Genomic DNA, 25,597 nt, shown 5'->3' with positions numbered 1-25,597 from the left:
AATCCTTGGATAGAGCCAAACGTTCCGTTAGCAAGCTTCTGTTCATTTCGCTGTCGAATCTACCTGCTTTTTTCGTGATCAGGCTCTTGACTGCGCCCTTGGGGAACGTATTATAGTTAGCCAGAGGTGAGAGAATTGCGCTACACGATCGGACAATTCGCGGGACTGCATCACGTATCCAAAAAGACACTTCGGTACTACAAGGACATCGGGCTGCTGGAACCGGCGGCCATCGACTCGGAGAATGGCTATGCCTTCTATGAGCAAGAGCAATGCCATCGCATGCAGCACATTCAGTATCTTCGGAGGCTGCGATTCCCCCTTGAGGAGATTCGCACCTTACTCAAGACTGGCCCAGAGTCGTGGATCGATCCCATTCAAGCCCGTCTCGCCGCCGTTCGGTCGGAGGGTCGCCTCCTGTCCATCATTGAGCAGGAGCTACTTGCTCTGGAGAAACGGATCGGAGAGCAAAAGGACCCCCTGAAACCGGTAGAGCTTGTGACCGATTACAAAGTCGATACGTTCGAGCTCAAGACCCCCATCTATGTGATTGGACTAGCAGACCGGGTCCCCTACAATCGAATGGAAGAAAAGCAGCAAATCATTGATCGGCTGATCAGTACCTTCTTCGGAAATGAGGAGTCCGAACGAATTCCCCATCGAGGGGTTCCTTCCACCCAATTTGGACTGGTATGCGAATGTGAGCAGGAGATGAGCGAGGGGACTTACATGATCGGGGCTCAGGTTACCCGTCTGGAGGAAATCCCCGATGGGATGCGCAGCTTTACTCTGCCCTCCGGGCTATACGCACGGGTTACTTTTCAGGCAAGGGATAAAGAGACTCTGACCAACTCCGCACTGGAAGGGGCCTATCATCATCTATTCAACAAATGGCTGCCCGAATCGGAATACAGCATGAACGATATGCTGGTCGCAGAGGTATATCGAGAGGATCGGATGGAAGTACCGATTCAACCTGAGATGGAGCTGTGGCAACGAATCGTGCCAAACTAACACATGGAGGTTTCCCTAATGATCGCCAATGATCCAATCACAAGCGAACGACTGCTCTATCGCCCCTTTCGAATGGAGGATTTAGAGCCTTACGTAGCCTTTTGCAACGAGCCTTCCCGAAGGCGTTGGTTTTACTTTCAGGAGCCGCATTGCCTAGAGGCTTCTTTTTGGAAGAAGGGAATCGAGAACAATATTGCGGCATGGTCGCAAAAAATCAATCTGCTCACCGAGACAGCCGGATGCGATTTAGCCATCGTTTTAAAAGAAACCAACCAGTTGATCGGCTCGATCAGTCTCTCCAAATTTCATGGACCCGAGGAGGAGCTTGATCACGTCGAAATCGGCTATCACCTGGGCGAGGCCTATCAAGGCAAAGGATATGCAACCGAAGCCGCCATTGCATTCGTGGAATGGGGACTCGCTCAACTCCGGGAACTCGGAACGGAACCGAAAATTGTTGGGAAAGCGGAGCATGAGAACGGGCCTTCTCGCAGAGTGCTTGAGAAAGCGGGGTTTCACTTTACTCATGCTGAGCAATATGTAAGTGTCTATGAGATCACCGGTTAGGAAGGCTTGGAAGGTTCAGACGCTGCGCTGCCCCTCGTCGTATTCCTTCACTTTCGGCGGGATCGGCAGCTTCTCCTTCTTCAGAAGGGCCACCATTTCATCGCAAAGATCCAAGTAGCCGTACTTCAAGCCAACCTCCGCAAAATCAGCCACATAGCCAAGATAGCCCGGAAACTCGCAAGTTACCTCTTTGAGGAGCGGATCTGCTTTTGCCGCTTCCCAATGCGCTCGAAAGGCATGTCGGTCCTCTTTATGAAAGTCCATTCGATCTGCATGAATGCCCAGCATAACCCAGCCCTTACTTGGGTAGACCTCCGTCCTGAACAGCTCCTCAATCCTCTCGTACACTTCCAGCGCCTGCTTCTTCCCTCCCGAACCATAAAGCGTTGATGCATAATTGCAAAAAAGATGGAGGTCGTTCGTCTCCTGGTACAGCCTCAGAAAATACTGAGCGCCGAGGGCTTTGTGTTCCGGTTTCTTGGAATCTGCTAACTCGTAGGCGACGTCCTTCTTTTCGCTTAGCTGAAGTGCATCGAAATCCATAGCAAGCAGCTTGTCCAGCCGATTCCTTCTTCGCTTTTTCAGGCTTTCGAGTTTCTTCAGCTCTCTGAGAAAAGAGACAACGGGAGGAGCCTCGGGAAACCGTTCCAGCCTGGCCCGGACCTTTTTCAAGACATCTCCGACTTCATCCACGTAGATCGTGGTTGCGCATTCGACCTCCAGGAAGCTGATATAAAGCGCGAGCTGCACATCCTCCACCTGTTCCTCCTGATACTGTTCCTTTACATAAGCTAAGAGGTTTGAAGGATCCTTCTTGTGCTCCTTGTAGTGCTTTCTAACATTGAGAGGCAATGCTTTTTCGTCAAAAGGCTTTTTCAAAAGAGAGACCCCCGTCCGTCAAGTTTCGATCTTTCCTCTATTATACAGGTTTGGTCCCAAACGGGTCTTTCTATTATGGAAAATGGCCCGCATGAAGAGACCATAAAAAAGAGGCGCGAGTCCTGCTCGCTCCTCTTTCTTGTTCTACGTTCCTCTATCGCTGTCCGACCTCTGTTCGCTGCGAGTACCGGTTGGCGGGAATCGGTATTCCCAGATTCCCGCGGAGCGTGTCGCTCTCGTATTCCGTGCGGAACAAACCGCGCTCCTGCAGGATCGGCACGACCTGCTCGATGAAGTCCTCCAGCCCGTTCGGCACGGACGAGCCGATCATGAAGCCGTCGGCGCCCCCGCGCTCGAACCATTCTTGAATGCGATCCGCCACTTGCGCCGGGGTGCCGATGAACGTCGGTCGCGGCGTTGCTACCGAGAGGGCGACCTGTCGAAGTGTCAGGCGATGTGTCTTGGCATCGGCTTTGATTTTATCCGTTCCGCTCTGGAAGCTGTTGCGGCCAAGCTCACCCAATTCGGGGAACGGAGCATCCAATTCATATTGGGAAAAGTCATGATGCTCGAAGAAGCGGCCCAGGTAGAGGAGCGCGTCTTCCGCAGACACCAGCTCCAGCACCTCTTGATACTTGCGCTCGGCTTCCTCCGGTGTGCTCCCGATGACCGGGCCAATGCCGGGGAAGATCAGCACATGCTCCGGGTTCCGCCCGAATGCGGCTGCTCGCCGCTTCACGTCCTGGTAATACGAGATGGCGTCCTCGATCGTGTCCGGACCTGTGAAGACGGCGTCCGCTTCTCTTGCCGCATAGTCCTTGCCGACCTCCGAGGCTCCCGCCTGGAAGATGACCGGATGACCCTGCTTCGATCGGGCGATGTTCAGAGGCCCCTTCACGGAGAAGAACTCTCCCGTGTGGTCCAGCGTGTGCAGCTTGGAGCGGTCGAAGAAGACCCCGGAGGCTTTGTCGCGCACGAACGCGTCATCCTCCCACGAATCCCACAGCCCCCGGACCACCTCCAGGAACTCCTTGGCGATCCGATAGCGCTTGCTGTGGTCGGGGTGATCCTTCTTGCCAAAGTTGAGCGCGGTTCCCTCTAGCGGGGACGTAACAATATTCCAGCCGGCGCGGCCGCCGCTGATGACATCAAGCGATCCGAATTGCCGCGCAACAGTAAAGGGCTCGCTGTACGATGTGGAGAGTGTGCCGACCAGCCCGATGCGCTCACTGACGGCAGCCAGTGCGCTCAGTATCGTGAGGGGCTCGAACCGATTCAAAAAATGCGGAATCGACTTCTCGTTGATGTAAAGGCCGTCCGCGACAAAAGCCAAATCAAACTTTGCCGCCTCCGCCTTCTCGACCCAACGCTTGTACACGCTGAGGTTCACACTGGCATCTGACGGAATAGCCGGGTGCCTCCAGAGAGAGGTGCTGCTGCCGACCCCGTGCAGCATGGCACCCAGCTTAAGTTTTCTGCGTTCTGCCATTGGTGGTTCCCCCTTTACACCGGCTCGTTGCCGACTGTCGACAATCGGCTGCCGTAGGCTTGTTTGATTCGGTTGATCTGGGCCAGGTGAACGTGCACATGCTTTGTAAATCCTGCGATGATATCGCGAACTCGCACGGGTTCCCCTTTGAAGTTGATGCCGCTCTTGTCCAGCTCGGCATCGCTCAATCGTGCCAAGAGCAGGCTGTTGTAGACGAGCAGCGCCTGATAGACGTTCAGAATGTCTTCCACGCTGCTCTCATTGGCATTCTGTCCTGACACCCATTTGTCTTGGTTGAATGCAGGGAGAGTGACCGTCGTATCCGCCAGAATATCGCGAATCCGAAACGAAATGACGATGCTGTGATCGGCCAGATGGGCGAGCACCTCGGTAACACTCCATATGGCGGAGCTCTCCTTCCACTTCCGTTCTTCCTCGCTCAGTCCGGCAACGGCCTCAACCAGCAGGCGATGCGTATCCCGATAGGCTTGAATGTCGATAGCGCTCATCCCGTCTTCCCTCCCGATTTGTTGGATGCTTACGTGTTTTCCCTGCGCCTATTCCTTGGTTGCTTCCTCCAGCACGCGAAGCGCAAGGGAAGCAAAGTAGTTCGCCGCAAGGCGGAGCGCGCGCTCATCCACGTCGAATGCCGGATGGTGCCACTCCTCGGGCCCGGAAGTTCCGAAGAAGGCGAACCATCCCGGCACCTGCTTCTGATAGACCGCAAAGTCCTCTCCCGCGAGCGAAGGCACGGGAACGGCCGGGGTGAGCCCCTGCTCATTCGCCACTTCCCAAGCCAGTCCCGCCAATGCTTCATCGTTGATCACGGGAGGCGGTCCTTCGATCCAACGTACGCTCGCTTTCGTTCCAAACGCGTCCGCAACGCGGACCGCTAGCTGCTCGAAGCGCTCCAGCACACGAGCACGGACGCCTTCATCGAAGGTGCGGATCGTCCCTTCCAGCACCGCCGTCTCCGGGATGACGTTCCATACCGTCCCGCTGTTCAGCTTGGTCACGCTGACGACGGCACCGTCGAGTGCGCCGACATTGCGGCTCACAATCGATTGCACCGCCGTGACAATGTGGGCCGCGGCTACGATCGGGTCGAGCGAGGCTTCGGGAACCGCGGCATGCGAGCCCTTGCCCTTCACCTCGACCCGGAAGCCGTCGGCCGCCGCCATAAGCGGTCCTCCCTTGATGCCGACGGTACCCACCGGCAAGTCGGGCTTGTTGTGCAGGCCGAGCACGGCATGCACGCCCTCGAGCGCGCCGCTCTCCACGACCTGCCGCGCGCCGCCCGCCTTCTCCTCCGCTGGCTGGAAGAGGAGGCGAACGGTTCCCGGCAACTCCTCCTCCTGATCCTTCAGCAGGAAGGCGGCCCCGAGGATCGCGGCGGTGTGAAAGTCATGGCCGCAGGCGTGCATCTTGCCCTCTACAGCCGAGGCGAACGGCAAGCCCGTCGCCTCCTGCACGGGAAGGGCGTCGATATCCGCCCGCAGGGCGACGATGGGGCCGGGCCTGTTGCCTCCTAGCTCCGCGACAACTCCCGTGCGGAGCGGGAAAGGGGCGATGGCAATACCCGCTTCCTCCAGCCACCGCTTGATTCGCTTCGTCGTCTCGTATTCTTCATTGGACAGCTCCGGGTACTGATGCAACTCCCGGCGAATCCGGGTTAGGCGCTCGGCCAACCCATCGGCTGTCTTAAAGTTCGTCTCCTGGCTCATGCTTTCATCTCCTTGAATCCCCTAAACTCCGGGCGCATCCATCACCCTCAACCTCAAGCCGTCCCCTCGGCTGCTTTCACTTCCGCGAACGCTTCGCTCAGCAGCTCATAAGAGCGAATTCGCTTCTCGAAGGGGGTGATGTTCGTCGTGATGATGAACTCGCTGACTCCGGTTGCCTCTTGCAGCGCAAGAAGCTTGCGACGAACCGTTTCCTTGGAGCCGGCCGTGATGAGCGGTGCCTTCTCTTCGATGGTGTACGGTTCTCCCGCTTGCTTGGCAAACTCCTCCGCCTGCTCTACGCTGGCCAGGGTAAGCGTCTTGCCGCTCCCCAAGCGCACCTTAACCAACCGGTGCGGCGGAATCAGGCTGACGGCCTCTTCGTCGGTATCGGCCACGATTGCCGACAACGCTAGAATAACCTCAGGCTGCACTCCTTCCGCCCCCTGGAACGTCTCGCGGTATTGTTGGATCGCCTTGGTCGCCTCTTCCTCGTCTCCTCCAATAAAGAGGGAGAACACATAAGGAAGACCGAGTTCAGCCGCCAGTTGGCTGCTTGAAGCACTTGCCCCGAGCAGGAACAGCTCGGGAGCGAGTGGTGGAATCGGCGTCGCCTGCAGTCCCGCAAGCGGCCCTTCCGTATCGGACTCGCGATTCACATAGCGGCGCAGCTCCACGAGCTTTTCCGTGAGCGAGCTGGCCGAGGCGACCTCCTTCTGCAGCGCCTGCGTGCTGCGAGGCAATCCGCCGGGAGCGCGGCCCACCCCCAGATCCACCCGGCCCGGGGCGAGTGAGGAGAGCACATGGAAATTCTCCGCGACCTTATACGGGCTGTAATGCTGCAGCATGACGCCGCCGGAGCCGATGCGGATGCGTGAAGTTTTCGCCAGCAGGTGCGAGATGAGCACCTCCGGCGATGAGCCCGCCAGAAACTCGGTGTCGTGGTGCTCTGCTACCCAGAAGCGGCGGTAGCCCAGCTCTTCCGCTCTCTGAGCGAGGGAGAGGGTATGAGCCAGTGCTTCCGCGGCCGTTTCCCCCGGATAGATCGGGCTTTGATCCAATATGCTGAACGAGATGGACATCGGGTTCCCCTCCTAGATCGAATAACTGAGCTCCGGTGTAATGCGCTTCAGAAACTGCTTTGTCCGTTCTTCCTTCGGACGGGTGAACAGCTCGGACGGCGCTCCCTCCTCGACGACGACTCCGCCGTCCATAAACACAACATGACTGGCGACATCCTGCGCGAAGCCCATTTCATGCGTGACGATGATCATCGTGATGCCTTCTCGTGCGATTTTGCGGATGACCGCCAGCACTTCACCGACCAACTCAGGGTCGAGCGCGGAGGTCGGCTCATCCAGCAAAAGCACCTCCGGCTCCATGGCCAGCGCCCGCGCAATTCCGACCCGCTGCTGCTGACCGCCCGAGAGCTGGCTCGGGTACGCGTTCAGCTTGGAGCCGAGGCCGACTTTTTCCAGCAGCTCCGTTCCCCGCCTCTGCGCCTCCTCCTTGCAGATCTTCTTGACCACGGTCAGCCCTTCGATCACATTTTCCAATGCGGTCTTATGGGCAAACAGGTTGTACTGTTGAAAGACCATGGCCGAGCGCTGCCGCAGCGCGTGGATCTCCTTCTTGCCGGGCCGTCTGGCATCGAAGACGAAATCCCCAATGCGGATTTCCCCAACGCCAGGCTTCTCCAGGTAGTTGATGCAGCGGAGGAGCGTGGTCTTACCCGAGCCGCTTGGCCCGAGAATCGCCACGACCTCGCCCTTCGCTACCTGCAGATCGATCCCCTTCAGCACCTCCTGCTTGCCGAATGTTTTGCGAATGCCGGTCAGTTGGATCATGCGACGCCCCCCTTGCGGTAAACGTGGATTTTGCGTTCGATGAGCGCCGTGATGCGCTCGATGAGGATCGTCAGCCCCCAGAAGATGAGGGCAGCCGCCAAGTAAGCCTCGAAGAACTTCCAGTTGGTGGAGGCCACGATTTGGGCCTTTGCGTTCAAGTCTACGACCGAGACGGTAAAGGCCAGCGTCGAGCCGTGCAAAAGGCCGATCACCGAGCCGGACAGATTGGGCAAGCTCGCGGCCAGCGCTTGGGGGAACACGATCCTCCTCAGCGCCTGCGGTGTGGTCATGCCGATCGACCAGGCGGCCTCGATCTGTCCGCGATCCACTGCTTGTAAGCCCGAGCGTACGACCTCCGACAAGTAAGCACCTGCTGTGATCGAGAAGGAGAGGTACGCGAAGGCAATCATCGGAATCTTCGCTGAATTCCAGCCGAGCCCGAGCTCCGCAGACAATCCATCGACAACCACCGGCAAGCCGAAATAGATGAGCAGCAGATGGGTCAGCATCGGCGTGCCCCGGATGACCGTTACATAGCCGGCGGACAGTTGGGCTAGCACGGGAATGCGATACAACCGAAAGAGGGCCGTTGCCGTTCCGATAACGAAGCCGCACAGAACGGATACCCCGGTTATGGCCAGTGTCGTCGGAACAGCGGAGAGCAATTGGACGAAGGCGGTCCAGATAAAGGCAGGATCCAGCTTCAACCCCATGCACCTCCCTTGGAGCCTGCAACTGCTTCACGGGTCAACTGACCGAGCGTGGCATGCTTGCGGCGGAGTAGCCAGCCCCGGCGGCTCTTCGTCTCCCGCTGCTTATGCCGCTGAAGCCTCCGCTCCACGAGGAGCAGAACCCGTTCCAACACCGAGCAGATAACGAGATAGATGAGCGCCAGCGCGAGGTAGGTTTCGAGAAAGTGCTGGGTCAGCGTGCCGAGCGTCTGCGCCTTACCGGTCATCTCCATGACGCCTAGAGTGAAGGCGAGCGAGGTGTCCTTTACCATCGCCAGCACCAGGTTTGAGAAGACCGGAACGGCAATCGCGAGCGCTTGCGGCAGCACGATTCGCACAAAGGCTTGGAAGCCGGTCATTCCGATCGAGTATGCCGCCTCAACCTGACCTCGGTCTACGGCTAGGACCGCCGCTCGGATATTTTCCGAGAGATACGCCCCGGCGTTCAGACCGAAGGTCAGCATGACGAAGTACAAAGCCGGGAGTCTGGATACATCCACGGAGACCAGCTTTAGAATTTCCGGCAAGCCGTAATAGAACAGGAACAGCTGAATTAGCACCGGCGTGCCCCGAAAGAAGGAGACATAGACCATCGATAAATGCTCGAGCACCGGAACTTTATACAGACGGGGCAGAGCGGCGAGCAGCCCGACCGCGATTCCGAGTACAAGCGCTCCTGCCACGATCAGCAAGGTGAGATTCAAGGTTTGCAGCAGCTTGGGAATAAACTCGAACACATACGAGAGATCGAAGCCGTATTCCATCTTGCGGTCACCCCTTCCTTGCGTTCATGCCGCAAGACGTTTCTATTTGGTGCTGTCCTGCGTAAAGTCGTCGCCCAGCCACTCCTTGCTCAGCCTGCTGAGCGTGCCGTCTTCCTTGATGGCCTTGATCGCGCCGTCGATGGCGTCCGCCAACTTCTGCGAATCGGCATCGCCTTTGCGGAAGACGAAGAGAATGTCTGCCTCGGACAGGCTGTCGCCCGTTGTCTTCAGCTTGCTTTGCGGGTCAATCAGCGACAGCGTGAAGTCTGCTGCGAGCGTGGCGTCCACGCGTCCACTCGTAATCTGGGTGACTACATCATTCGCCGTCCCGCTCTGGTAGACGATCTCGATCTTCTTGTCATGCTCCTTGTTATAGTTCTCCAGAATTTGCGCCTGTGCGCTGGTGGCGCTTGTCAGCACCTTCTTGCCGGCCAGGTCGTCCAGCGACTGGATGGCGTTGTTGTCCTTCGCAACGACGATCTTATTTCTCCAGTGGGCATACGGCTCCTTGTTGAACAGATACTTCTGCTCGCGCTCCGGGTTCTTCTCCATCTCGTGAGCGACAAAATCGATCTTCTTCGTCTCCAGGCTGAGCAGCAGGTTCGAGAAATCCATCGTCTGAAGCTCGAATTCGTATTCGGGAAGGCGCTTGTCGATCTCACGAACCAGCTCCACGTCGTAGCCGGTCAGCTTGCCGCTCTCATCGAGAAACGCGACCTTCGGGAACCCGGTTCCGGTTCCGACAATGATCTTCTTGATGTCGCTTGAGCCGCTCGCTGCGGAAGCCGCTGGACTGCTTGAACCATCTGTGCTGCTGCCGGATGTCGAGCTGCAGCCTGCCGTCACCAATACCAATGCCAGCAGTGTCGACGAAATCCAGGTTTTCTTTTTCATAGTCCGTTCCTCCATATCTCGATGGGATGATGAGTCAAATCATGCTTTCATACACGTTCGGATTCACAATCTTGCGGAGCAGGTGCATCGGGCCTTCCCCGCTGCCCGAATCGAACGAGTGAATGCTCTCGTAGCCTCTTCGCTTATACATGGCGAGCAGCCAGGGATGCTTCTCCGCCGTCCCGAGGGTAACCGCCGGTGCCCCGACTCGGTCGCGTATAATCGCGGTTTCGACCCAAGCCAGCAGCTTGTCGCCATAGCCTCTGCCCTGCTCGGACGGGTCCACGGCAAACCACTTGATGAACGGCAGATCGGTGACGGCCTTCACTTCGTCCGCTTTGGACAGCGTGATCGTGGCCACAATCCGCCCGTCTGCTTCCAGCACGTAACATTCGTTCTGCTCCACATTCTCCTGAACCTGGGCCACGTCGGCCGTTGCCGCCGGCCAGTTCAGCTTCAATTCGCGGATCAGCGCATACGCTTCATGAAGAATCGCCTGCAGCCGCTCTGCATCTTTCAGTTCAGCCAGACGGAATTGTTCGCTCACCATCGCCACTCCTTTTTCTAAATATTATAATTCCTATCTGTTTGCTCAGGTTTTATTCGTTATTACTGTAACATTTGTCACAGTTTTTCTCTAATAGACTTTCTCTATCGATCCATTGATCCTCCCTAACTGGCTTTCCGGCAACTGGTTCTTCCATTGCAGCAGGGCTTCCAATAGCTCGCTGTTCTCTCCTGTGCGCGCGATGATGCAGGTTTGCAGGGAGATGCCGTTCGTCTCCTCGATCTCAATGGGCACGAGGCTCCCGGCCTCGACTTCTTCCCGAGCGCACAGACCGGGCAGGAAGGCGATCCCCGCCTGACGCAGCACCAGCTTCTTCGCTGTCTCGCTGTTGTCCGCATGGAATTTGATCCGAGGGGAGAAATCCAAATTCTCAAACACGCGATGCAGACGGATCCAATCCAGCGAGCCGCATTCGAAGAAGACCAGCGTCTCCTGCCGGAGGTCCTGAATGGAAACCTTGCCTATCGCCGCAAAGGAGTGATCCCGGTATACGTACAGCCGAATAGGGTCCTCATAGAATGGATAAGCCTGCACGGAGGGATGCGTCAGACGGCGAACAAAGGCGATGTCGATCTCGCGCTCCAGGAGCCGGTTGACCAGCTCATCGGAAGCGGCCGTCGTCTGCTTGAAGCTAAGCTCCGGGAAGAGCGGAGCGAGTCGAGGCAGCACGTCGGCCAGCACGTAATTCGAGACGGACAGCGTGCTGCCGATGCGAAGCTCGCCGGACCGGGCCTGCTGATTTTGCAAGCGATGCTTGCCCTTCTGCAGCGTCTGCAGAATCTGCTGGGCATACGGAAGAAACTGCTTCCCCTTGTCCGTCAGCTCAATCTGCTTGCCCAAGCGGTCGAACAACCGGCAATCCAGCTCCCGCTCCAGCGTCTGAATGCGGGCCGTCACTGAGGGCTGGGACAAGAACAACACCTCCGCCGCCTTATTAAAACTGCCATAGTGATGGATATAGACGAAAGCCTCCAGATTCTCGATGTTCATGCTGATCAACCTCCTTTTGAAGATACCGTGCTCCTTCTGCTTCAACCGCTGCTTATAGAAAAACCGCCGAAGGCTCCATGCCTCAGACGGTTGGGTCTCTCCGGTCACCAGAGAGGTTTTTAACAATACTTTGTATTCATATAAAGTTAATAAGAATTTCATTTAGCATAGAGCCCTCTCCCATCGGTGTCAAGAGATTTCACGCTCGGCCATGGCTTCAGGCATTCCGGCATGCACACGAAATTTCTAGTCAAATTTCGACAAGGGGGCTTCTAGGATTGACTCATGAAGCTGTTCTCCTCACCATTTTTATCCGATCCTAGTTCGCAGGGCTTAGAAATAAAATGGAAAAAATATCAATGCAGGCGTATTTACTAATTCTGGAACATATGTTATCTTTGTAAATGAAAACGCTATCATTTTATTATGTATTTTGTTATGTTTTGCCTAACAAAAACGGAAAGGGATGAAAAAATGAAACACTGGTTGAAGAAAACAAGCGCAATCCTGTTAGCCCTTACCCTGTTACTCGGAATGGTCACCGCACCTGCACCTGCACAAGCAAGTACCCCCCTGTTCACGATTGAGGCCGAGAATGCGCAGCTCTCCTCCGAGCTTCAAGTAGCGACTCAGATCTATGGACAACCCAAGCCTGGATACTCGGGCAGCGGATTCGTCTGGATGCAGGGCTCTGGCACCATCACCCTGACCGTAACCGTCCCGGAAACGGGCATGTATTCGATCTCCACACGATACATGCAGGAGCTGAGTGCAGACGGAAGGCTTCAATATTTGGCCGTTAACGGGGTTTCCAAGGGCTCGTATATGCTGCCCTATACGACCACGTGGAAGACTTTCGATTTCGGCTTTCAAAAGCTGACGAAAGGGGCCAACACCATCCAACTGAAGTCCGGTTGGGGTTACGCTTACTTTGACACGTTCACGGTGGATCATGCTGCTCTTGATCCGTTGAATGTGGCTCCCGTCCTCACGGATTCGAAGGCTACGCCCGACACCCAAATCTTGATGAATTATTTGACGTCGGTATACGGCAAGAACATTATCTCCGGCCAGCAAGAAATCTACGGCGGCGGGAATGATGGCAATACCGAGTTGGAATTTGATTGGATCTACAATTTGTCCGGGAAGTATCCGGCCATCCGCGGCTTCGATTTAATGAACTACAACCCGTTGTACGGGTGGGAAGACGGCACCACCAACCGAATGATTGATTGGGTCAACAACCGAGGCGGGATTGCAACGGCTTCCTGGCACATCAACGTGCCTCGCGATTTCACCACCTATAAGCTCGGGGATTTTGTAGACTGGAAGAAAGCCACCTACAAGCCGACGGAAACCAATTTCAATACCGCCAATGCTGTCATTCCCGGTACGAAAGAATACCAATACGTGCAGCTAACCATTCAAGATTTGGCTGAACAACTGCTGATTCTGCAAGAGAACAATGTACCGGTTCTGTTCCGTCCTTATCATGAAGCCGAAGGCAACGGCGGGCTGAATGGAGAAGGCGCATGGTTCTGGTGGGCTTCGGCAGGTGCTGAAGTGTATAAGCAGCTGTGGAATATGCTCTACACCGAACTTACGCAAACCTACGGCTTGCACAACCTGATCTGGACCTACAACAGCTATGTCTACAGCACTTCCCCCGCATGGTATCCCGGCGACGCGAAAGTAGATATTGTCGGCTATGACAAATACAATACGGTCTACAACCGCTATGACGGGCTGTCCGGCGTACCCAACGAGGACGCCATTACCTCGATCTTTTACCAACTGGTTAAGCTGACGAACGGCAAGAAAATGGTGGCCATGACCGAGAACGACACCATTCCGAGCTTGGCGAATCTGACCGAGGAAAAAGCAGGATGGCTCTACTTCTGCCCCTGGTATGGCGAACATTTGATGAGCACCGCCTTTAATTATCCCGCTACTATGAAAACGCTTTATCAAAGCAGTTACGTGATCACGTTGGATGAGCTGCCCAATCTGAAGGCGAACCATCCGACCACGAGCCCATCGAGCACACCAACGCCGACGGCTACCCCGACGGCAACACCAACACCTACGCCTACTGCAACACCGACGCCAACGCCGACTCCGACGGCAACGCCTACTGCAACGCCGACTCCGACGCCGACGGCAACGCCAACCGCAACACCGACTCCGACGCCGACCTTGACGCCAACGCCAACCCCGACGTCGAACGCGGTTCTTACCGTCCAAGCCTTTAACGGGAATACGAGTGCCTCCACCAACGGGATTTCGCCCAAGTTTAAGGTGGTCAATTCGGGCACGACAGCGATTCAGCTGAGTGATGTGAAGATCCGCTATTACTACACCATCGATGGGGACAGCACGCAAAGCTTCTGGTCCGATTGGGCCAGTGTCGGAAGCGCGAATGTAACCAGCAAATTCGTGAAGCTGGCAACTCCGGTTAACGGAGCCGATTATTATCTGGAGATTGGCTTTACGAGTGCCGCCGGAACGCTGAATGCCGGTCAGAGCGCCGAAGTTCAAGCCCGCTTCTCCAAGTCCGACTGGTCCAATTACACCCAAACCAACGATTACTCGTTCCTGGCATCCGGCAATCAGTATGCCAACCATAACAAGGTAACCGGGTATTTGAACGGCCAACTTAAATGGGGAATCGAACCGTAAGACGACCGATTATATTGAAAGGGCTGGATCGGGGAACTCCCCTGCTCCAGCCCTTTTTGTTATTCGTTGTTAGGTAGAATCGCTGTCCATTCTCATCCTGCAAGCACGTACAGCACTTCACCCATTAGGGACGCAGGTCAATGCTCACATAATAATTATAGTAATTAGACACCGTATTTACACTGACCTTCTTCTGTTCGTCTGCCGTCCCCTTTTTATTGGCGTGCACCACGACCGAGCTGTTCATGTAGGAGTACCCGCTTGAATTGTACACATAAGCATCATAGATGTGCCCATTTAACAGATACGAACCGTCGGAAAGGGATTTGACGTTCTTGTAGGCCATGGAGAAGCCGGTTGCCATCTCAACATTACTGCCATCTGCCTTCAAATAGATATCGGGAAAATAGTAAGAAATCGAGGTTATGTAATTGTAGTTGGCATCCGAAGCGATGATCTGTACCTGATTGTTAGCCGAGACACTGTAGTTCAAATAGAGAGTCCCGCCCGGCAAAGTAGCCGTCGAAGATGTCCAATAGTTCGCGGTGTTTCCCTGATTCTTGCCGTTGATGGCCAGCCGCCACACTCCAGCTTCATAAAAAGCTCCCACATCGACCCCGCCATAATACTGCGAATTGGTAGAGTTGGTCACGTAAGCTCCGCCCAGGACATAGGGAATAATCCCGCTCGGGGTCTTGCTGAGGACAGATGGCAGATCAACCCGATGCGTAACTTGTCGGTAACCCACCTTCGCATCAACGTTGTAGTACGGACCATGTGCCAAGGTGACATCCGAGGCAAGACCTTGGCTCGCTTTTCCTGCTTCGGGAACGGGGATGGTTGAACCGTTCTGAAGCGTAACTTGCCCGTCCTTCACCTCTCTGGTGATTTGAACGCTTTCGTCGACCACGCCCTTTATTCGGTTCGCTTCGATCTTTTGAGTTTGCTCATTTGCTTTCAGAATGCCATCCACATAATGCTGGACCTGCTCCTTGGTCAGCCCTTTGGTAGAGATTTCCTGAATCAGAGGGGCTGCCTGATAATCCAACTGCTTCAGTGTTTGATCCGACAGGCCGTATTCCTCAAGCAGCTTTGCCTTCTCTTGTGCGGTGATGGATCCCGATGAAGAGGGTTCTGGCGAAGGCTCCGCCATCGCCGTCGATCCCAGAACGACTGTCGCCATGAGCAAAAGCAACCCGATTCTCTTTCCTCTCATGCTCTCAACCTCCACGAATGGTATTTGGGTACAAATTCTACATTTATCCTCCTTTTCAAGTTTTTGATTAATCTTGCCGTACGAACCATATCTATTGGCTACTGGATGCTTTTATGTGCAGTCATGTGAATTTTTTCCCATGATCGTATTCCCTGCCTAACTCTGCTTGGATTGCTCAGTCTCTGCTCGCAATGAAAAACCGCTCGTTCGGGGGAGGGACTTCTCCACCAGCACGAGCAGTTCGTTTGTTTACCCTACTATTCGTTCAAGGCTTTCTTTAAGGCTTCCAGGTTGTTCGTCATGATCCCGATGTAATCGAGCCCCTTCTGGGCATCCTCGTCCGTCAGCCCCTCAATGGGATTCAACACCGCGGTTCCGGCTCCAACCTCCTCCGCAATCGTCTTGGCAATCTTAGGGTCAACCAGCGTTTCGAAGAAGATCGTCTTCACGTTGTTTTCCTTGGCGAACTTGATGATGTCCGCCATCTTCTCCGGAGAGGGCTCCTGTTCCGGCGACAGACCGGCAATCGGCACCTGCTTCAAGCCATACTCCTCGGCCAAATAAGCAAAAGCCGCATGCTGGGTGATGAAGTCCTTGCGTTTGACGTTCTGAAGCCCCGCCTTGAAGGCGGAATCCAGCTCCTTCAGCTTGGTGATATAGGCATCCGCATTCTTCTGATAGGCTTCCTTGTTCGCAGGATCGGCTTTCATGAACGCATCGGCGATCGTCTGCACTTCCTTCTGAGCCAGGACCGGACTCAGCCATACATGAGGATCAATGCCGCCGTGATCATGGTCATGATCATGGGCATGCTCTTCTTCATGAGCGTGCTCGTCCGTGTGCTCATCCTCGTGAGCAGGATCATGGTCGTGGGCCGCTTCGCCCTCATGCGCGTGATCATGCTCTGCGCCTTCCTCCTCGGCCGCCTCCGTGAGCAGCGTGATTCCCGCATTGGCTTGAACCACGACACGTTCTGCGTTCGGGGTGCTCTCCAGCACCTTCTCCACCCAGCTCTCAACTCCGCCGTTGTAGACGAACAGATCGGCATCCTGAATGGCGGTGATATCCTTCGGGGTCGGCTCCCAGTCATGGGGCTCTACACCTCCGCCGATCAGCGCTGTCACCTCGGCATAATCCCCGCCCACTTGGCGGGCAAATTCGTACATCGGGTAGAAGCTGGCCACCACCTTCAGCTTCTTATCTGCCGCGGGCGAGGACGAAGCCGCTGCCGATGAGGAGACCGTTGGCGAGGGACTGTCCGAAGCAGCTGGAGTGGCTGCTTTGCCGCAGCCGGTCAGAATGAGGGCGGAAGCCGCGAGAATGGAGAATGCCCCCTTTAGGGCAGGTCGGAAGATGTTCATCATGAATAGCTCCTTTTTCGATAAAATTTGATTGATGATTCCTGGAGTGACACCTGGTCAAGCGTTAAGCGAGACGGGATTCCGTTTGGCACGAAGGCTCCCGAGCTTCTTCCAACCGCGATGAAGCGTCGTGCCCAGCAGCCAGATCAAGAGCAGAATAAGGGCAATCGTTCCCCCCGGAGGGGTGCTGAAATGGTATGAGGCCGTCAGGCCGGCAAAGACACCAGTAATCCCAAACGCAATCGCCAGGCCAATGGCCCAGGCAAAGGAAGGCGAAAGGCGGTTCGCCAGAGCGGCAGGAAGCACGATCAGGGACGATACCAAGAGGACACCGACAATCGGCATGGCAGCAGCCACAACCATTCCGGTCAGGACGCTGAACGCGAAGTTCAAACGGGTGACCGGAACCCTCTGCGTCCTCGCGGTCTCCTCATCGAAGGTCAACAGGTACAAGGGACGGCGGAACAGGAAGAAGAACAAGCAGCCCGTGAAGGTTACGAATGCCAGCAAAAGCAACTCCGTCTTGTTCACCGCGACGACCGTCCCGAAGAGATACGAGGAGAAGCTGCGCGTCAGGTGCTGGTTCAGGCTCATGAGTACGACCGCGAGCGACAAGCCGCCGATCATGATGATGGCAATGGACACCTCGCTGTAGGCGCGATAGCTCCTTCTGACAAACTCGACCGCCATCGCCCCAAGCACGGCTGTGAGAAAGCCCGCCAGGGTCGGATTGAAGCCCAGCAACGCGCCGGCTGCCACCCCCGCGAGCGAGACATGAGACAGCATATCCGCCATGAGCGCTTGCCTTCTGAGCATCAGGTAAACCCCCAGGCACGAGGCGATTACCGCGATCAGTCCCCCTGCGAAAAATGCCCTTTGCATAAAGTCGTAGTGCAGCATTTCCATCCTCCATCTTCTGTTCGCGTGAGTTCGATCCCGCGATCCAGCTTCTCGCTGACCTCTTCTAGGTTGTGTGTCACCATCAGAACGGTACGGTTGTGGATACGAACCTGCTCCTCCAACAGCTCGTAGAAGTGCAGGCGACTTTCCCGGTCCATGCCCGTGACCGGCTCATCCAGGACGAACCAATCCGGCTCTTGCACGAGGGTTCGAGCGATGCAGACGCGCTGCTTCTGCCCCCCCGAAAGCTCCCCGATGCGCTGACGGCGGTACTCCCACATGCTCACTCGGTTCAGCGCTTCCTCTACAAGGGCAAAGTCTTCCGGCCTTCGCCTCTTCAGCCAGCCGCCTCGCGAATTCCGCCCGGAGAGAACAAATTCTTCGACCGTGCTGGGGAATCCGCTGTTGAAGGCGGCTGCCTGTTGAGGAACATAGCCCACTTCCAGCCGCTTCCCGTCAGGCAGCTTGTCGGCCAAGGCAACCGAGCCGCTCCAGGGCTTCAGCAGGCCCAGCATCAGCTTCAGCGTCGTAGACTTCGAAGCGCCGTTAGGCCCGGTCAAAGCAACAAACTCTCCTTGCTGAATAGCAAGATTCAGGTTTACTAGAGAAGGAGCATCCCCATAACCGAAGGAAACCTCCTTCATCGTCACGATCTCCATCTGATCCTCCTTTCCTTATCCGAAACGGGTGAATCCGTTTGGTTCCCTTGGCATTGACCGCAGTATCCTACCAACTCCACGTGAACTTCCACCACCTGAAATCGTTCCGGTGAAACGGGGATCGGCAGCATGAGCTCCTCCATCCGAATCGTCTCTCCGCAGCCGAGGCATATCGCCTCCAGGCTCTCGCTCTGACGATAGAGTCGGTAGCGGTCTCCTCCATCCAGCCGCAGCCTCGTGATGAGTCCCATCTTCTCCAGGAGCTTCAGGTTGCGATAAATGGTGTCATAGCTCATTCCGGGAAAAATCAGATGCAGCTCTTGGTACATCTGCAACGGGGTCAACGTATCGGCCTCCGTCAGCATTTGCGCGAGCCTTTTCCGCTGCTCCGTGATCTTGTAGCCCTGCTCCGCCAAGCAATGCAAAATCTCTTCCTTGGTAACCATCGATAGCTCCTCCCGCTCATAGAAGCAGAGGTTGTTGTATATCGTAAATATTACGATTTTGGAACAGGATAAATCGAATCGATGTCATTGGACGGAGTATTCATGAAGAGGGGCACGACATCAAACGATCCTCACTAATAGTAATAATTACGATTAGCAAAGTCAAGTGAAAACATCAAAAAGAACCCTATCGGCTCATGATCGAAGGCCAGGTTTACTAACATACTCAAGACGTTCTCCTCCGTGCGTAGATCCCCCTAGAGCCAGATTTCCACGCTTGGTTATCGCAAATCCGAATCTATCGAAATAGGATAAGAGCGTTAGAGAGCTTTTCTATCATCTAAGGGGTGTGAGGGTATGGTTTACTATGTATTCGATACAACCGATGCGTATGTCTCAGGAATCGGGTATATCCGACTGAAATGGATCAAGACCTCTCCAAGAAACATCAAGCTGACGCCGATCACCAGCACCGTACCTGCCTCGAAGCTGCTTGGAATGAACGCCGGATTCTTCGATGACGCCACGCAGGATGTCTATTCCATCTGCATTCAGAATTCGAAGACGGTGACCCATGGCCGCACGTACAACGGCTACTACAACGTGACGTCGGCGGGCACCAAAGCTCGGGGAACCGTAGTGTGGGACGATCCCTTTCGAACGTACCGCCTGCAGACGATTGAGGCTGCTAACGAATTATCAATCGGCGATCCCGATCATTACTGGGCCCAAGGCGGGGTTAACCTGTTTCTCTCCAGCAATTCGTCCTGGAGCAATCTGATCCATTCCCCCAAGAAGGGCGAGTATATCAGCGATCAGTCCCCAACTGATGCTTATAACCGCTCCGCTCTCCTCTATGGCAGCTCCTTGAATGTGTACCTGGTGATCTCCGAAACCAAATGCACGCTGGACCAATTCCGAACGGCCATTCAGCTGGGAGTGGAGCCGTCCAATGGAATGAACGGGATCGCTTTGGATGGGGCTAACGCCACCCAAATGAACGTGCCCGATTCGAACTATTCCTTCCTCGGTGGATCGAGCCGCAAGCTTCCGGCGATGCTTCAAGTGGTCAATAACGTTTCGTTATAGGCACAAGGGTCGGCCCTGAATGATCCCTCGCTCTCTGATGTTTAGGGCCTACCCGCTATCTGACGCTGAAAATACCCGTTCTCCATGCAGGACGCTTACGCTTCTTCCTCGAGGTTTCTCAGCTCCGTTGCCCAAAACGCTCCCTTTCGGCACGCGGCAGGGTCAATGCGCTCAAACTCCTCTGCAATCCACTTCATCAAGCGCTCTGGGATGTTGTTGTCCATATAGGCATCCTCCCCGTTCTCGTCCAGGGTTTCCTTGATAAACTGGCGGTAGCTGAGCAGAAACTCAGCAAATTGGAGCAGGGAGGAGTTGATAAAGGTCCTTCTCTTGCCATCCTTCTCGTGGTCCAAATGCACAACCGAGCCATCGGTTTCATCGAGGCAGATCGGATCCCCCCAGCCCGTACTCCCAAAGCGATGGTAGTGATGAAGGCTTTCGTCCCATCCCCCCCACTCCGCAACGGATTCAAAAAACGTGTTGAAGTCAAGACCGGGGGCTGCGCTGCCCGGCAGTCCCGCCTCCGTCAGAAAACGCTTGGTCTCCTGATCAAGGGTCACGTCCTGAAGAGAATCCTCATGAAACCTCATAAGCTCCTCACCCTGCATTTCCTTCCACTTGCTCACATATTGCTCAGGCCCCATCCTTCGATCTACTCCTATCCATGAATGACATTCTCATACAGGAAAAGAGTACCATCCCCGCTTCAACCTGTCTATATTCGACAATCATCGATAGCGCACTTGCCCAGCAACAAAAAGACGCCGACCCTTGAGAAAGGATCGGCGTCTTCATGTGAAGACGTTCACTTACCTATGGTCGAAAAAACGATTACTTAGTACTTGATCGTTCCCGTCTTCAGGGTAGTAAAGGTTTCCCACTTCTGACCCACATAAATCTGAACTTCCCCTACCGCATAGAAAGTCCCTCTATTCCCGGAATTGGTTGAGGCGGAGAGCGCTGTAGCGCGAACCGAATTTTCAGCCGTAGCAGTTTTCTTAATCAAATTATTATTGGCGTCGTACAAGGAGACATTTACTCTCATCGTATTAGGGCTGACATAATTGCCATTCTTTGTTTTGAGAGTCGCTTTGGCATAAATTCCGGTTTCGTTGTACGTGTACGCTTCTGCATAGTAAACATACTCCATCCCATTGCGAGTTACCGTTGATTCACCAGACTTCACCGTTTCATTACCGGCTGCTGAGGCGATGGAACCGAGCATCAGAATGAAGAAAAGCAACAGGCTGGTCGACTTGAACAGTTTCTTCAACATAGAAATCTCCTCCTTATTATTGAAATAATTGGTAGTTTACCAGCAATGTCGGATTACCATTATATAGTAATAACATCAACTGTTTCTTTTTCCAGCCGATCCCTTGCGAGAGTCACTGTTTTACGAAAGAAAAAGAGGACACCCGCTTGGCTAGGCATCCTCGCTACTCGATTCGTTATTCATCCCTGAAGCTAATCTGTTGGAGGGCAGGCCATCTGGCCCTTCGCCTGCTTCTCCCGATACATCACCATATCCGCCGCATGAAACAGGCTGTCCGGGGCAACGCCGTCGTTGGGATAGGTGGCGAAGCCCGCCGAAACCGTCACCCCTGCAGAAGACTCCCGAATCAGGGCTTGCAGCTGGCTGCACAGCTGGCTGGCTTTCGCTTTATCCGTGTTTGGCATAAGAATTACAAATTCATCCCCGCCATACCTCGCGGCGATGTCCCCGGCCCGAGCTTGGCCGCGAATAACAGCCCCGACTTGAACCAGAATCCGATCTCCTTGAAGGTGACCGTGCCGATCGTTCATCTGCTTGAAATCATTGACGTCCAGCACGATCAGGGACAGGTTTCGTTGGTTCTTTTCCGCGAAGGCCAGCTTGTTCTGTAATTCCCCGTAAAAATACTGCCGATTGTAGAGTGACGTCAGCTGATCATAGATCGCCATCTTCATCGTATACTGGCTGATGCGTTGGTTGATGGAGCCGATAAAGATCGCAAACGAGAACAGGAAAATCAGCTCAATCACCACATGATAGGTGAGCCCTTCCCCCAGCACCAGAACCATTCCCGCATAACAGAGGGCACATAATCCGCCCATGAGCAAGGACGCCTTCAAATTGTGAACGATGGCAAAAAACGCGATCACCAGGAGATAGATCAGATGAAAGGGGCCGTGCGAGCCTCCCGTGTACCCGACTCCAATGGTCAAGAGCACCGTCTCAAAGCTGCCAATGAGAAACGGATGCCGGAGTACCAGGTACGCCCGCACCTTCTTGAAGACTAGCAGAGCCGTTGCATAGCCCAGGTAGAGAGCAAAAAAGCCCAGGCTGCCGGGGTGGGGTCTCAGCTCGTCCCGGTAAACCATCACCAAGAGCATGAGAACAACGTAGACCAATCGAAAGAGCGGGACAATGGCGTCATAAAGCCGATAGTGGGATTTGCTGATGAACGATTGGTTGGGCATACCTTACTCCTTGGTACGGGATCCCTTACATGGGCAATCCAAATAAGAGAAACCGAATGCAGTCTACGGTGCCGTGTGCAATCATGGCCGAGGTCACATCTCGCTTCTTCTGCAGCCAAGCGAAGGGAAGACCGAAGATCACGACATACAGAATGACGCTGACCACGCCGCCCACCACCCCTTTCTCGATGAAGGCGTTCGGGGTGTGGATCAGCACGTGCGGAACCACCATCATAAACCAGCAGGTGAACCGCTGTCCTCGCTTGTGGATGCCCCCTTTCAGCAGGTGGAGGCAGAAGGCAAAGAACAGCGCCCGCATGGCGAGCTCTTCCAGAATGGCCGGGCTCAGCGAGACCACGAAGCTGGAGAGGGTCAATTTGAATTGAGCCTCGTTACCGGACGCCAGCATCAAGCCAACGTTTAGAGCGCCCCAGAGCACACCAACACCAAGCCCGAGCGCGATGCTGCCGAGGACGCCGCCTTTCCCCGAGCTATGAAGCATATGAAGGCGGTTTTCCCGGTAGACTTCAAAGGTCCGGAACACCGCAAGGGCCGAGACCGTTGTCACCACAAACCCGGATATCAGGGAAAACCAACCATTTTCGATAAAGGGGAGATAAGCCGACGCGACCAGAACCCCGAGGAGAAGGGAGAGCGCCCTATGTTTCTTCGTCGGGAGCTTATAACGAAGGAGGAGCAGAACGGATAACACAAGCGCCCAACCATCGAGCACCAGCCAGATCCGCGGGGCAGCCGATTCATGCGGGGTCATCCCCAGATTGAAGATGAATAGCAGGATAAAGAGGCCGAACATGAGCCAAATGGACTTGAGGGACGGGTTCTTCATAGCGTCTCCTTGAGTGTCTAGTTACCGGACCGTTCCCGGGCTTTTTCGTTCTTTTTTTACTTCATACATCGTCTTGTCCGCTTTCTCAATCAACACCTCCAGCTCAATGCCGTCTTCGCTAAAGAGCGCATAGCCCATGCTGGCCTTGAGGGGGATGGCCTGTCCCTCGAACGCGAATGGCTTGGAGAGCTCGAGATCGACTCGATGGATTAAGGAGCGAATGTCCTCCCGATCCACGACGGTCGCCGCAATGATGCCGAATTCATCCCCGCCCAGTCGGGAGACGGTATCCGATTCCCGCAAGGAGCTCTTGATGCGCATCGCCATCTCCTGGAGCGCCGCATCTCCCGCTCGGTGCCCCAACTGATCGTTGATCTCCTTCAGCCCGTCCATGTCCAGCGTGATGATCCCGAAATTGTCTTGCTTTCTCATCGCCTTGGCCAATTGCTGCCGCAGCCGATCGTAGAACAAGGACCGATTCGAGATGCCTGTCAGGCTGTCATGGGTTGCCTTGTGGAACAGCTCGCTCTCCTCGTTGCGCATGGCGTTGAACATCTCGGCGGCAATGAGCCCGGACATGAGCTCCAGCACCTGAATGCTGTCCTCGTCGAAATGATTGGCCTTCTTCGACAATACCTTCAGGACGCCCACGACATCGTTTCGGAAGACGAGAGGAAGGACGATCATGGAGTTCAAGCCGATCTGCCGACATGCTTCTTTGTTCACACGGTCATCCAATTCAATGTCGTGGCTGAGTAAAGCCACTCTCTTCTGAATGCACTCGCCCGAGAGGCTGTTCGCGATATGCAGACGAAGACCCAGAAATTTCTCAGCCATTCCCGATGCAGCACTGTACACGAGCTCCGTCTTCTCGATCAACTCGATAGAAGCCCCGTCTGCATTCGTGATCTGCTGAGTTCTCTGGGTCACCAAATCCATAATGCCGCTCAAATCCAGGCCCTGTTGAGCCACTTCCGTCTGCACACCAATGATTTCTAGCAATTTATCGTTGCTTACCTTATTGAGGTTCATCAATCCAGCCACCCATTCTAAGATGCTCATATCCTGAGGTGTGTTCCATACGAGCTCGATTTCCCTCATTATAACATGCTTAGCGGGGAACAACTTAGCGGGATTTGGATATCTTTTGGATGGAAATGATAGGAAGGATTTGAGGAAGAACATCCCGAATATAGAAAGCACCCTCCCAACGCAGCTCATGGAAAAGAAGGTGATTCGTCTGTTACCTGCACAGGAAGAAGCGATTATTCAGGCTTTCTTTGACTACCATCGAACCCCTATATGGATCTTTCATCACTCGCTAGAGTTGCGGCATTCCTTTTTTTATGACATGCCCGAGCCCTTGAAAGGGTCGTTGGCAGCCCATATCCAGAGTTTGATCTCCAAGAGCCCCGATCCCACCTTCGATATCCTGTGTTATGAAAAGGAGCTGTACTACCTCTTCACGTTTGAGCGAATGAACGAGCCTCATTATCTGGTCGGCGGCCCTATGCTTCTATCCAGCATTTATCAAACTGCCGAAATGAAGACGCTGTCCTTTTCTTCGACTATGAATGGAAGGGACTTGAACCTGCTCGTTGACAATCTGCCAGTCGTCTCCTTGAATTCCTTTAGCGCATGCTTGCGAATCATGCTACTGCTCATGAGGAACTCCACCCTTAGCTATGAAGAAATCTGCAGCTACAAGCTATCAGACCTGACCGATTCCTTCCGCAATGCCCTTATCATCGACCTGTTTGACCATCAGGAAGAGTACAGGGCCCACACCCCTTACAGTCATGAAATCGCTTTGTTGACTTGCATCAAAGAGGGCGACCTGACGATGCTGGAATCCCTCTACCGAACCCTTCCCGACATCAAGTACGGCAACATGTCCAACCATTCGAATCCTGTACGTCAACTGTTCTATGGGTGCATCTCGAACACAACACTGGCAACGAGATATGCCATAGAAGGCGGGTTGGACGAAGAGACCGCTTTTACGTTAAGCGACCTTTATATAAAAAGAATGGAAGCTTGCCGTACGCTCTATGAATTACATGCCGTCAATGAAAAAATGGCGATGGACTTTACCCGGCATGTCTCCGAGGCAAAAGCGTTAATCCATCCGAAGTATTCCGCAGCCATAAGGAAATGCATCGAGTCCATCACCGGGAACCGTCAAGAAAAAGTCAGCCTGGTTGCTCTTGCCAAGGAAGTGAACCTGACGCCTCATTACCTTTCCTTCCTCTTTCAAAAAGAAACCGGGCAGACGATCCGCTCCTTTGTGGAGGAAACGAGAATCAACAAGGCAAAGGAGCTGCTTATCTACTCGCAATTGTCCTACAGCGATATCAGCCAATCTTTGTTCTTCTCCTCGCAAAGCTACTTTATCTCCGTCTTCAAGAGGCGGGTGGGGCTAACCCCAAAAAAGTATCGGGACCTTCATTCCAAATCAAACCGATAGGGCTCC

27 protein-coding genes are annotated in these 25,597 nt (G+C 54.6%); 5 read left to right on the top strand and 22 right to left on the bottom strand.

The features are described from left to right. The first annotated feature begins 135 nt into the window (after positions 1-135). Together AAFN83_RS12440 and AAFN83_RS12435 are read left to right on the top strand one after the other, a co-directional pair. Positions 136-1,014, top strand: coding sequence for an effector binding domain-containing protein (locus tag AAFN83_RS12440; protein WP_347769777.1), 879 nt, complete (start codon positions 136-138; stop codon positions 1,012-1,014). Between the two features lie 18 nt (positions 1,015-1,032). Next, positions 1,033-1,581 carry a GNAT family N-acetyltransferase gene (locus tag AAFN83_RS12435; protein WP_347769775.1) on the top strand — a complete coding sequence of 183 codons (549 nt, stop codon included), beginning with the start codon at positions 1,033-1,035 and terminating at the stop codon, positions 1,579-1,581. Between the two features lie 15 nt (positions 1,582-1,596). Here AAFN83_RS12435 and AAFN83_RS12430 read toward each other — a convergent pair whose 3' ends face one another. The 11 genes from AAFN83_RS12430 to AAFN83_RS12380 all read right to left on the bottom strand — a co-directional run bounded on the left by AAFN83_RS12430 (position 1,597) and on the right by AAFN83_RS12380 (position 11,464). Further along, positions 1,597-2,340 (bottom strand): hypothetical protein, encoded by a 744-nt coding sequence (locus AAFN83_RS12430; protein ID WP_347769773.1) that lies wholly within the window; start codon positions 2,338-2,340, stop codon positions 1,597-1,599. Between the two features lie 274 nt (positions 2,341-2,614). Beyond that, positions 2,615-3,949, bottom strand: a complete 1,335-nt coding sequence (locus AAFN83_RS12425) for an LLM class flavin-dependent oxidoreductase (protein WP_347769771.1) — start codon at positions 3,947-3,949, stop codon at positions 2,615-2,617. 14 nt (positions 3,950-3,963) lie between these two features. Beyond that, positions 3,964-4,458 carry a DinB family protein gene (locus tag AAFN83_RS12420; RefSeq protein WP_347769769.1) on the bottom strand — a complete coding sequence of 165 codons (495 nt, stop codon included), beginning with the start codon at positions 4,456-4,458 and terminating at the stop codon, positions 3,964-3,966. Between the two features lie 48 nt (positions 4,459-4,506). Next, positions 4,507-5,673 (bottom strand): amidohydrolase, encoded by a 1,167-nt coding sequence (locus AAFN83_RS12415; protein WP_347769767.1) that lies wholly within the window; start codon positions 5,671-5,673, stop codon positions 4,507-4,509. 53 nt (positions 5,674-5,726) lie between these two features. After that, positions 5,727-6,752, bottom strand: a complete 1,026-nt coding sequence (locus AAFN83_RS12410) for an LLM class flavin-dependent oxidoreductase (RefSeq protein WP_347769765.1) — start codon at positions 6,750-6,752, stop codon at positions 5,727-5,729. A gap of 12 nt (positions 6,753-6,764) precedes the next feature. Beyond that, entirely contained in the window at positions 6,765-7,517 is a 753-nt protein-coding gene (locus AAFN83_RS12405; protein ID WP_347769763.1) for an amino acid ABC transporter ATP-binding protein, read from the bottom strand. Continuing rightward, positions 7,514-8,224, bottom strand: coding sequence for an amino acid ABC transporter permease (locus AAFN83_RS12400; RefSeq protein ID WP_347769761.1), 711 nt, complete (start codon positions 8,222-8,224; stop codon positions 7,514-7,516). Before AAFN83_RS12400 ends, AAFN83_RS12405 begins: the two co-directional genes overlap by 4 nt. Next, positions 8,221-9,012 (bottom strand): amino acid ABC transporter permease, encoded by a 792-nt coding sequence (locus AAFN83_RS12395; protein ID WP_347769759.1) that lies wholly within the window; start codon positions 9,010-9,012, stop codon positions 8,221-8,223. The genes AAFN83_RS12400 and AAFN83_RS12395 overlap by 4 nt, the downstream gene beginning before the upstream one ends. A gap of 42 nt (positions 9,013-9,054) precedes the next feature. Beyond that, a complete protein-coding gene (locus tag AAFN83_RS12390; RefSeq protein WP_347769757.1) occupies positions 9,055-9,906 on the bottom strand; it encodes a transporter substrate-binding domain-containing protein in 852 nt (283 codons plus the stop codon). A 34-nt stretch (positions 9,907-9,940) separates the two neighbouring features. Further along, positions 9,941-10,453 carry a GNAT family N-acetyltransferase gene (locus AAFN83_RS12385; protein ID WP_347769755.1) on the bottom strand — a complete coding sequence of 171 codons (513 nt, stop codon included), beginning with the start codon at positions 10,451-10,453 and terminating at the stop codon, positions 9,941-9,943. 90 nt (positions 10,454-10,543) lie between these two features. After that, positions 10,544-11,464 carry a LysR family transcriptional regulator gene (locus AAFN83_RS12380; protein ID WP_347769753.1) on the bottom strand — a complete coding sequence of 307 codons (921 nt, stop codon included), beginning with the start codon at positions 11,462-11,464 and terminating at the stop codon, positions 10,544-10,546. 474 nt (positions 11,465-11,938) lie between these two features. On the opposite strand from AAFN83_RS12380, the gene AAFN83_RS12375 reads away from it, so the two are divergent. Next, positions 11,939-14,143, top strand: coding sequence for a glycosyl hydrolase (locus AAFN83_RS12375; protein ID WP_347769751.1), 2,205 nt, complete (start codon positions 11,939-11,941; stop codon positions 14,141-14,143). A 124-nt stretch (positions 14,144-14,267) separates the two neighbouring features. Here the strand turns inward: AAFN83_RS12375 and AAFN83_RS12370 are convergent, their stop codons facing one another. The 5 genes from AAFN83_RS12370 to AAFN83_RS12350 form a co-directional block, all read right to left on the bottom strand. After that, positions 14,268-15,359 (bottom strand): hypothetical protein, encoded by a 1,092-nt coding sequence (locus AAFN83_RS12370; RefSeq protein WP_347769749.1) that lies wholly within the window; start codon positions 15,357-15,359, stop codon positions 14,268-14,270. Positions 15,360-15,616: 257 nt separating this feature from the next. Continuing rightward, positions 15,617-16,720: a metal ABC transporter substrate-binding protein gene (locus tag AAFN83_RS12365; protein WP_347769747.1), complete on the bottom strand. Its 1,104-nt coding sequence runs from the start codon at positions 16,718-16,720 to the stop codon at positions 15,617-15,619. Between the two features lie 57 nt (positions 16,721-16,777). Continuing rightward, positions 16,778-17,626 carry a metal ABC transporter permease gene (locus tag AAFN83_RS12360; RefSeq protein WP_347769745.1) on the bottom strand — a complete coding sequence of 283 codons (849 nt, stop codon included), beginning with the start codon at positions 17,624-17,626 and terminating at the stop codon, positions 16,778-16,780. Next, a complete protein-coding gene (locus AAFN83_RS12355; RefSeq protein ID WP_347769743.1) occupies positions 17,572-18,279 on the bottom strand; it encodes a metal ABC transporter ATP-binding protein in 708 nt (235 codons plus the stop codon). The genes AAFN83_RS12360 and AAFN83_RS12355 overlap by 55 nt, the downstream gene beginning before the upstream one ends. After that, positions 18,267-18,725, bottom strand: a complete 459-nt coding sequence (locus tag AAFN83_RS12350; RefSeq protein WP_347769741.1) for a Fur family transcriptional regulator — start codon at positions 18,723-18,725, stop codon at positions 18,267-18,269. Before AAFN83_RS12350 ends, AAFN83_RS12355 begins: the two co-directional genes overlap by 13 nt. A gap of 357 nt (positions 18,726-19,082) precedes the next feature. Here AAFN83_RS12350 and AAFN83_RS12345 point away from each other — a divergent pair, with 357 nt between their 5' ends. After that, the gene (locus AAFN83_RS12345; protein WP_347769739.1) at positions 19,083-19,814 is read left to right on the top strand and encodes a hypothetical protein; all 732 of its coding nucleotides are present in this window, start codon (positions 19,083-19,085) and stop codon (positions 19,812-19,814) included. A 95-nt stretch (positions 19,815-19,909) separates the two neighbouring features. Here AAFN83_RS12345 and AAFN83_RS12340 read toward each other — a convergent pair whose 3' ends face one another. The 6 genes from AAFN83_RS12340 to AAFN83_RS12320 all read right to left on the bottom strand — a co-directional run bounded on the left by AAFN83_RS12340 (position 19,910) and on the right by AAFN83_RS12320 (position 24,156). Next, positions 19,910-20,458, bottom strand: coding sequence for an SUKH-4 family immunity protein (locus AAFN83_RS12340; protein WP_347769737.1), 549 nt, complete (start codon positions 20,456-20,458; stop codon positions 19,910-19,912). Next, entirely contained in the window at positions 20,448-20,609 is a 162-nt protein-coding gene (locus AAFN83_RS22125) for a papain-like cysteine protease family protein (protein WP_481810507.1), read from the bottom strand. The genes AAFN83_RS12340 and AAFN83_RS22125 overlap by 11 nt, the downstream gene beginning before the upstream one ends. 40 nt (positions 20,610-20,649) lie before the next feature. Beyond that, positions 20,650-21,090, bottom strand: coding sequence for a hypothetical protein (locus AAFN83_RS12335; RefSeq protein ID WP_347769735.1), 441 nt, complete (start codon positions 21,088-21,090; stop codon positions 20,650-20,652). Between the two features lie 191 nt (positions 21,091-21,281). Further along, the gene (locus AAFN83_RS12330) at positions 21,282-22,277 is read right to left on the bottom strand and encodes a GGDEF domain-containing protein (protein ID WP_347769733.1); all 996 of its coding nucleotides are present in this window, start codon (positions 22,275-22,277) and stop codon (positions 21,282-21,284) included. A 25-nt stretch (positions 22,278-22,302) separates the two neighbouring features. Next, positions 22,303-23,124, bottom strand: coding sequence for a hypothetical protein (locus AAFN83_RS12325; protein WP_347769731.1), 822 nt, complete (start codon positions 23,122-23,124; stop codon positions 22,303-22,305). A gap of 21 nt (positions 23,125-23,145) precedes the next feature. Beyond that, a complete protein-coding gene (locus tag AAFN83_RS12320) occupies positions 23,146-24,156 on the bottom strand; it encodes a diguanylate cyclase domain-containing protein (RefSeq protein ID WP_347769729.1) in 1,011 nt (336 codons plus the stop codon). Between the two features lie 343 nt (positions 24,157-24,499). On the opposite strand from AAFN83_RS12320, the gene AAFN83_RS12315 reads away from it, so the two are divergent. Further along, on the top strand, positions 24,500-25,591 hold the full coding sequence (locus AAFN83_RS12315) for a helix-turn-helix transcriptional regulator (protein WP_347769727.1): 1,092 nt from the start codon (positions 24,500-24,502) through the stop codon (positions 25,589-25,591). Positions 25,592-25,597 lie beyond the last annotated feature (6 nt).

The sequence above is a fragment of the Gorillibacterium sp. CAU 1737 genome, from assembly GCF_039888655.1.
Classification (GTDB): domain Bacteria; phylum Bacillota; class Bacilli; order Paenibacillales; family NBRC-103111; genus Gorillibacterium.
This window is presented reverse-complemented; position numbering and strand designations above follow the sequence as displayed.

Coding starts and splice junctions, on each gene's coding strand:
- AAFN83_RS12360 (WP_347769745.1), bottom strand. CDS start 17,626: ATGGAAATGCTGCACTACGACTTTATGCAAAGGGCATTTTTCGCAGGG.
- AAFN83_RS12425 (WP_347769771.1), bottom strand. CDS start 3,949: ATGGCAGAACGCAGAAAACTTAAGCTGGGTGCCATGCTGCACGGGGTC.
- AAFN83_RS12395 (WP_347769759.1), bottom strand. CDS start 9,012: ATGGAATACGGCTTCGATCTCTCGTATGTGTTCGAGTTTATTCCCAAG.
- AAFN83_RS12390 (WP_347769757.1), bottom strand. CDS start 9,906: ATGAAAAAGAAAACCTGGATTTCGTCGACACTGCTGGCATTGGTATTG.
- AAFN83_RS12370 (WP_347769749.1), bottom strand. CDS start 15,359: ATGAGAGGAAAGAGAATCGGGTTGCTTTTGCTCATGGCGACAGTCGTT.
- AAFN83_RS12350 (WP_347769741.1), bottom strand. CDS start 18,725: ATGGTTACCAAGGAAGAGATTTTGCATTGCTTGGCGGAGCAGGGCTAC.
- AAFN83_RS12320 (WP_347769729.1), bottom strand. CDS start 24,156: ATGAACCTCAATAAGGTAAGCAACGATAAATTGCTAGAAATCATTGGT.
- AAFN83_RS12380 (WP_347769753.1), bottom strand. CDS start 11,464: ATGAACATCGAGAATCTGGAGGCTTTCGTCTATATCCATCACTATGGC.
- AAFN83_RS12325 (WP_347769731.1), bottom strand. CDS start 23,124: ATGAAGAACCCGTCCCTCAAGTCCATTTGGCTCATGTTCGGCCTCTTT.
- AAFN83_RS12405 (WP_347769763.1), bottom strand. CDS start 7,517: ATGATCCAACTGACCGGCATTCGCAAAACATTCGGCAAGCAGGAGGTG.
- AAFN83_RS12375 (WP_347769751.1), top strand. CDS start 11,939: ATGAAACACTGGTTGAAGAAAACAAGCGCAATCCTGTTAGCCCTTACC.
- AAFN83_RS12420 (WP_347769769.1), bottom strand. CDS start 4,458: ATGAGCGCTATCGACATTCAAGCCTATCGGGATACGCATCGCCTGCTG.
- AAFN83_RS12355 (WP_347769743.1), bottom strand. CDS start 18,279: ATGGAGATCGTGACGATGAAGGAGGTTTCCTTCGGTTATGGGGATGCT.
- AAFN83_RS12345 (WP_347769739.1), top strand. CDS start 19,083: ATGGTTTACTATGTATTCGATACAACCGATGCGTATGTCTCAGGAATC.
- AAFN83_RS12415 (WP_347769767.1), bottom strand. CDS start 5,673: ATGAGCCAGGAGACGAACTTTAAGACAGCCGATGGGTTGGCCGAGCGC.
- AAFN83_RS12340 (WP_347769737.1), bottom strand. CDS start 20,458: ATGGGGCCTGAGCAATATGTGAGCAAGTGGAAGGAAATGCAGGGTGAG.
- AAFN83_RS12410 (WP_347769765.1), bottom strand. CDS start 6,752: ATGTCCATCTCGTTCAGCATATTGGATCAAAGCCCGATCTATCCGGGG.
- AAFN83_RS12365 (WP_347769747.1), bottom strand. CDS start 16,720: ATGAACATCTTCCGACCTGCCCTAAAGGGGGCATTCTCCATTCTCGCG.
- AAFN83_RS12335 (WP_347769735.1), bottom strand. CDS start 21,090: ATGTTGAAGAAACTGTTCAAGTCGACCAGCCTGTTGCTTTTCTTCATT.
- AAFN83_RS22125 (WP_481810507.1), bottom strand. CDS start 20,609: ATGAAGACGCCGATCCTTTCTCAAGGGTCGGCGTCTTTTTGTTGCTGG.
- AAFN83_RS12435 (WP_347769775.1), top strand. CDS start 1,033: ATGATCGCCAATGATCCAATCACAAGCGAACGACTGCTCTATCGCCCC.
- AAFN83_RS12330 (WP_347769733.1), bottom strand. CDS start 22,277: ATGCCCAACCAATCGTTCATCAGCAAATCCCACTATCGGCTTTATGAC.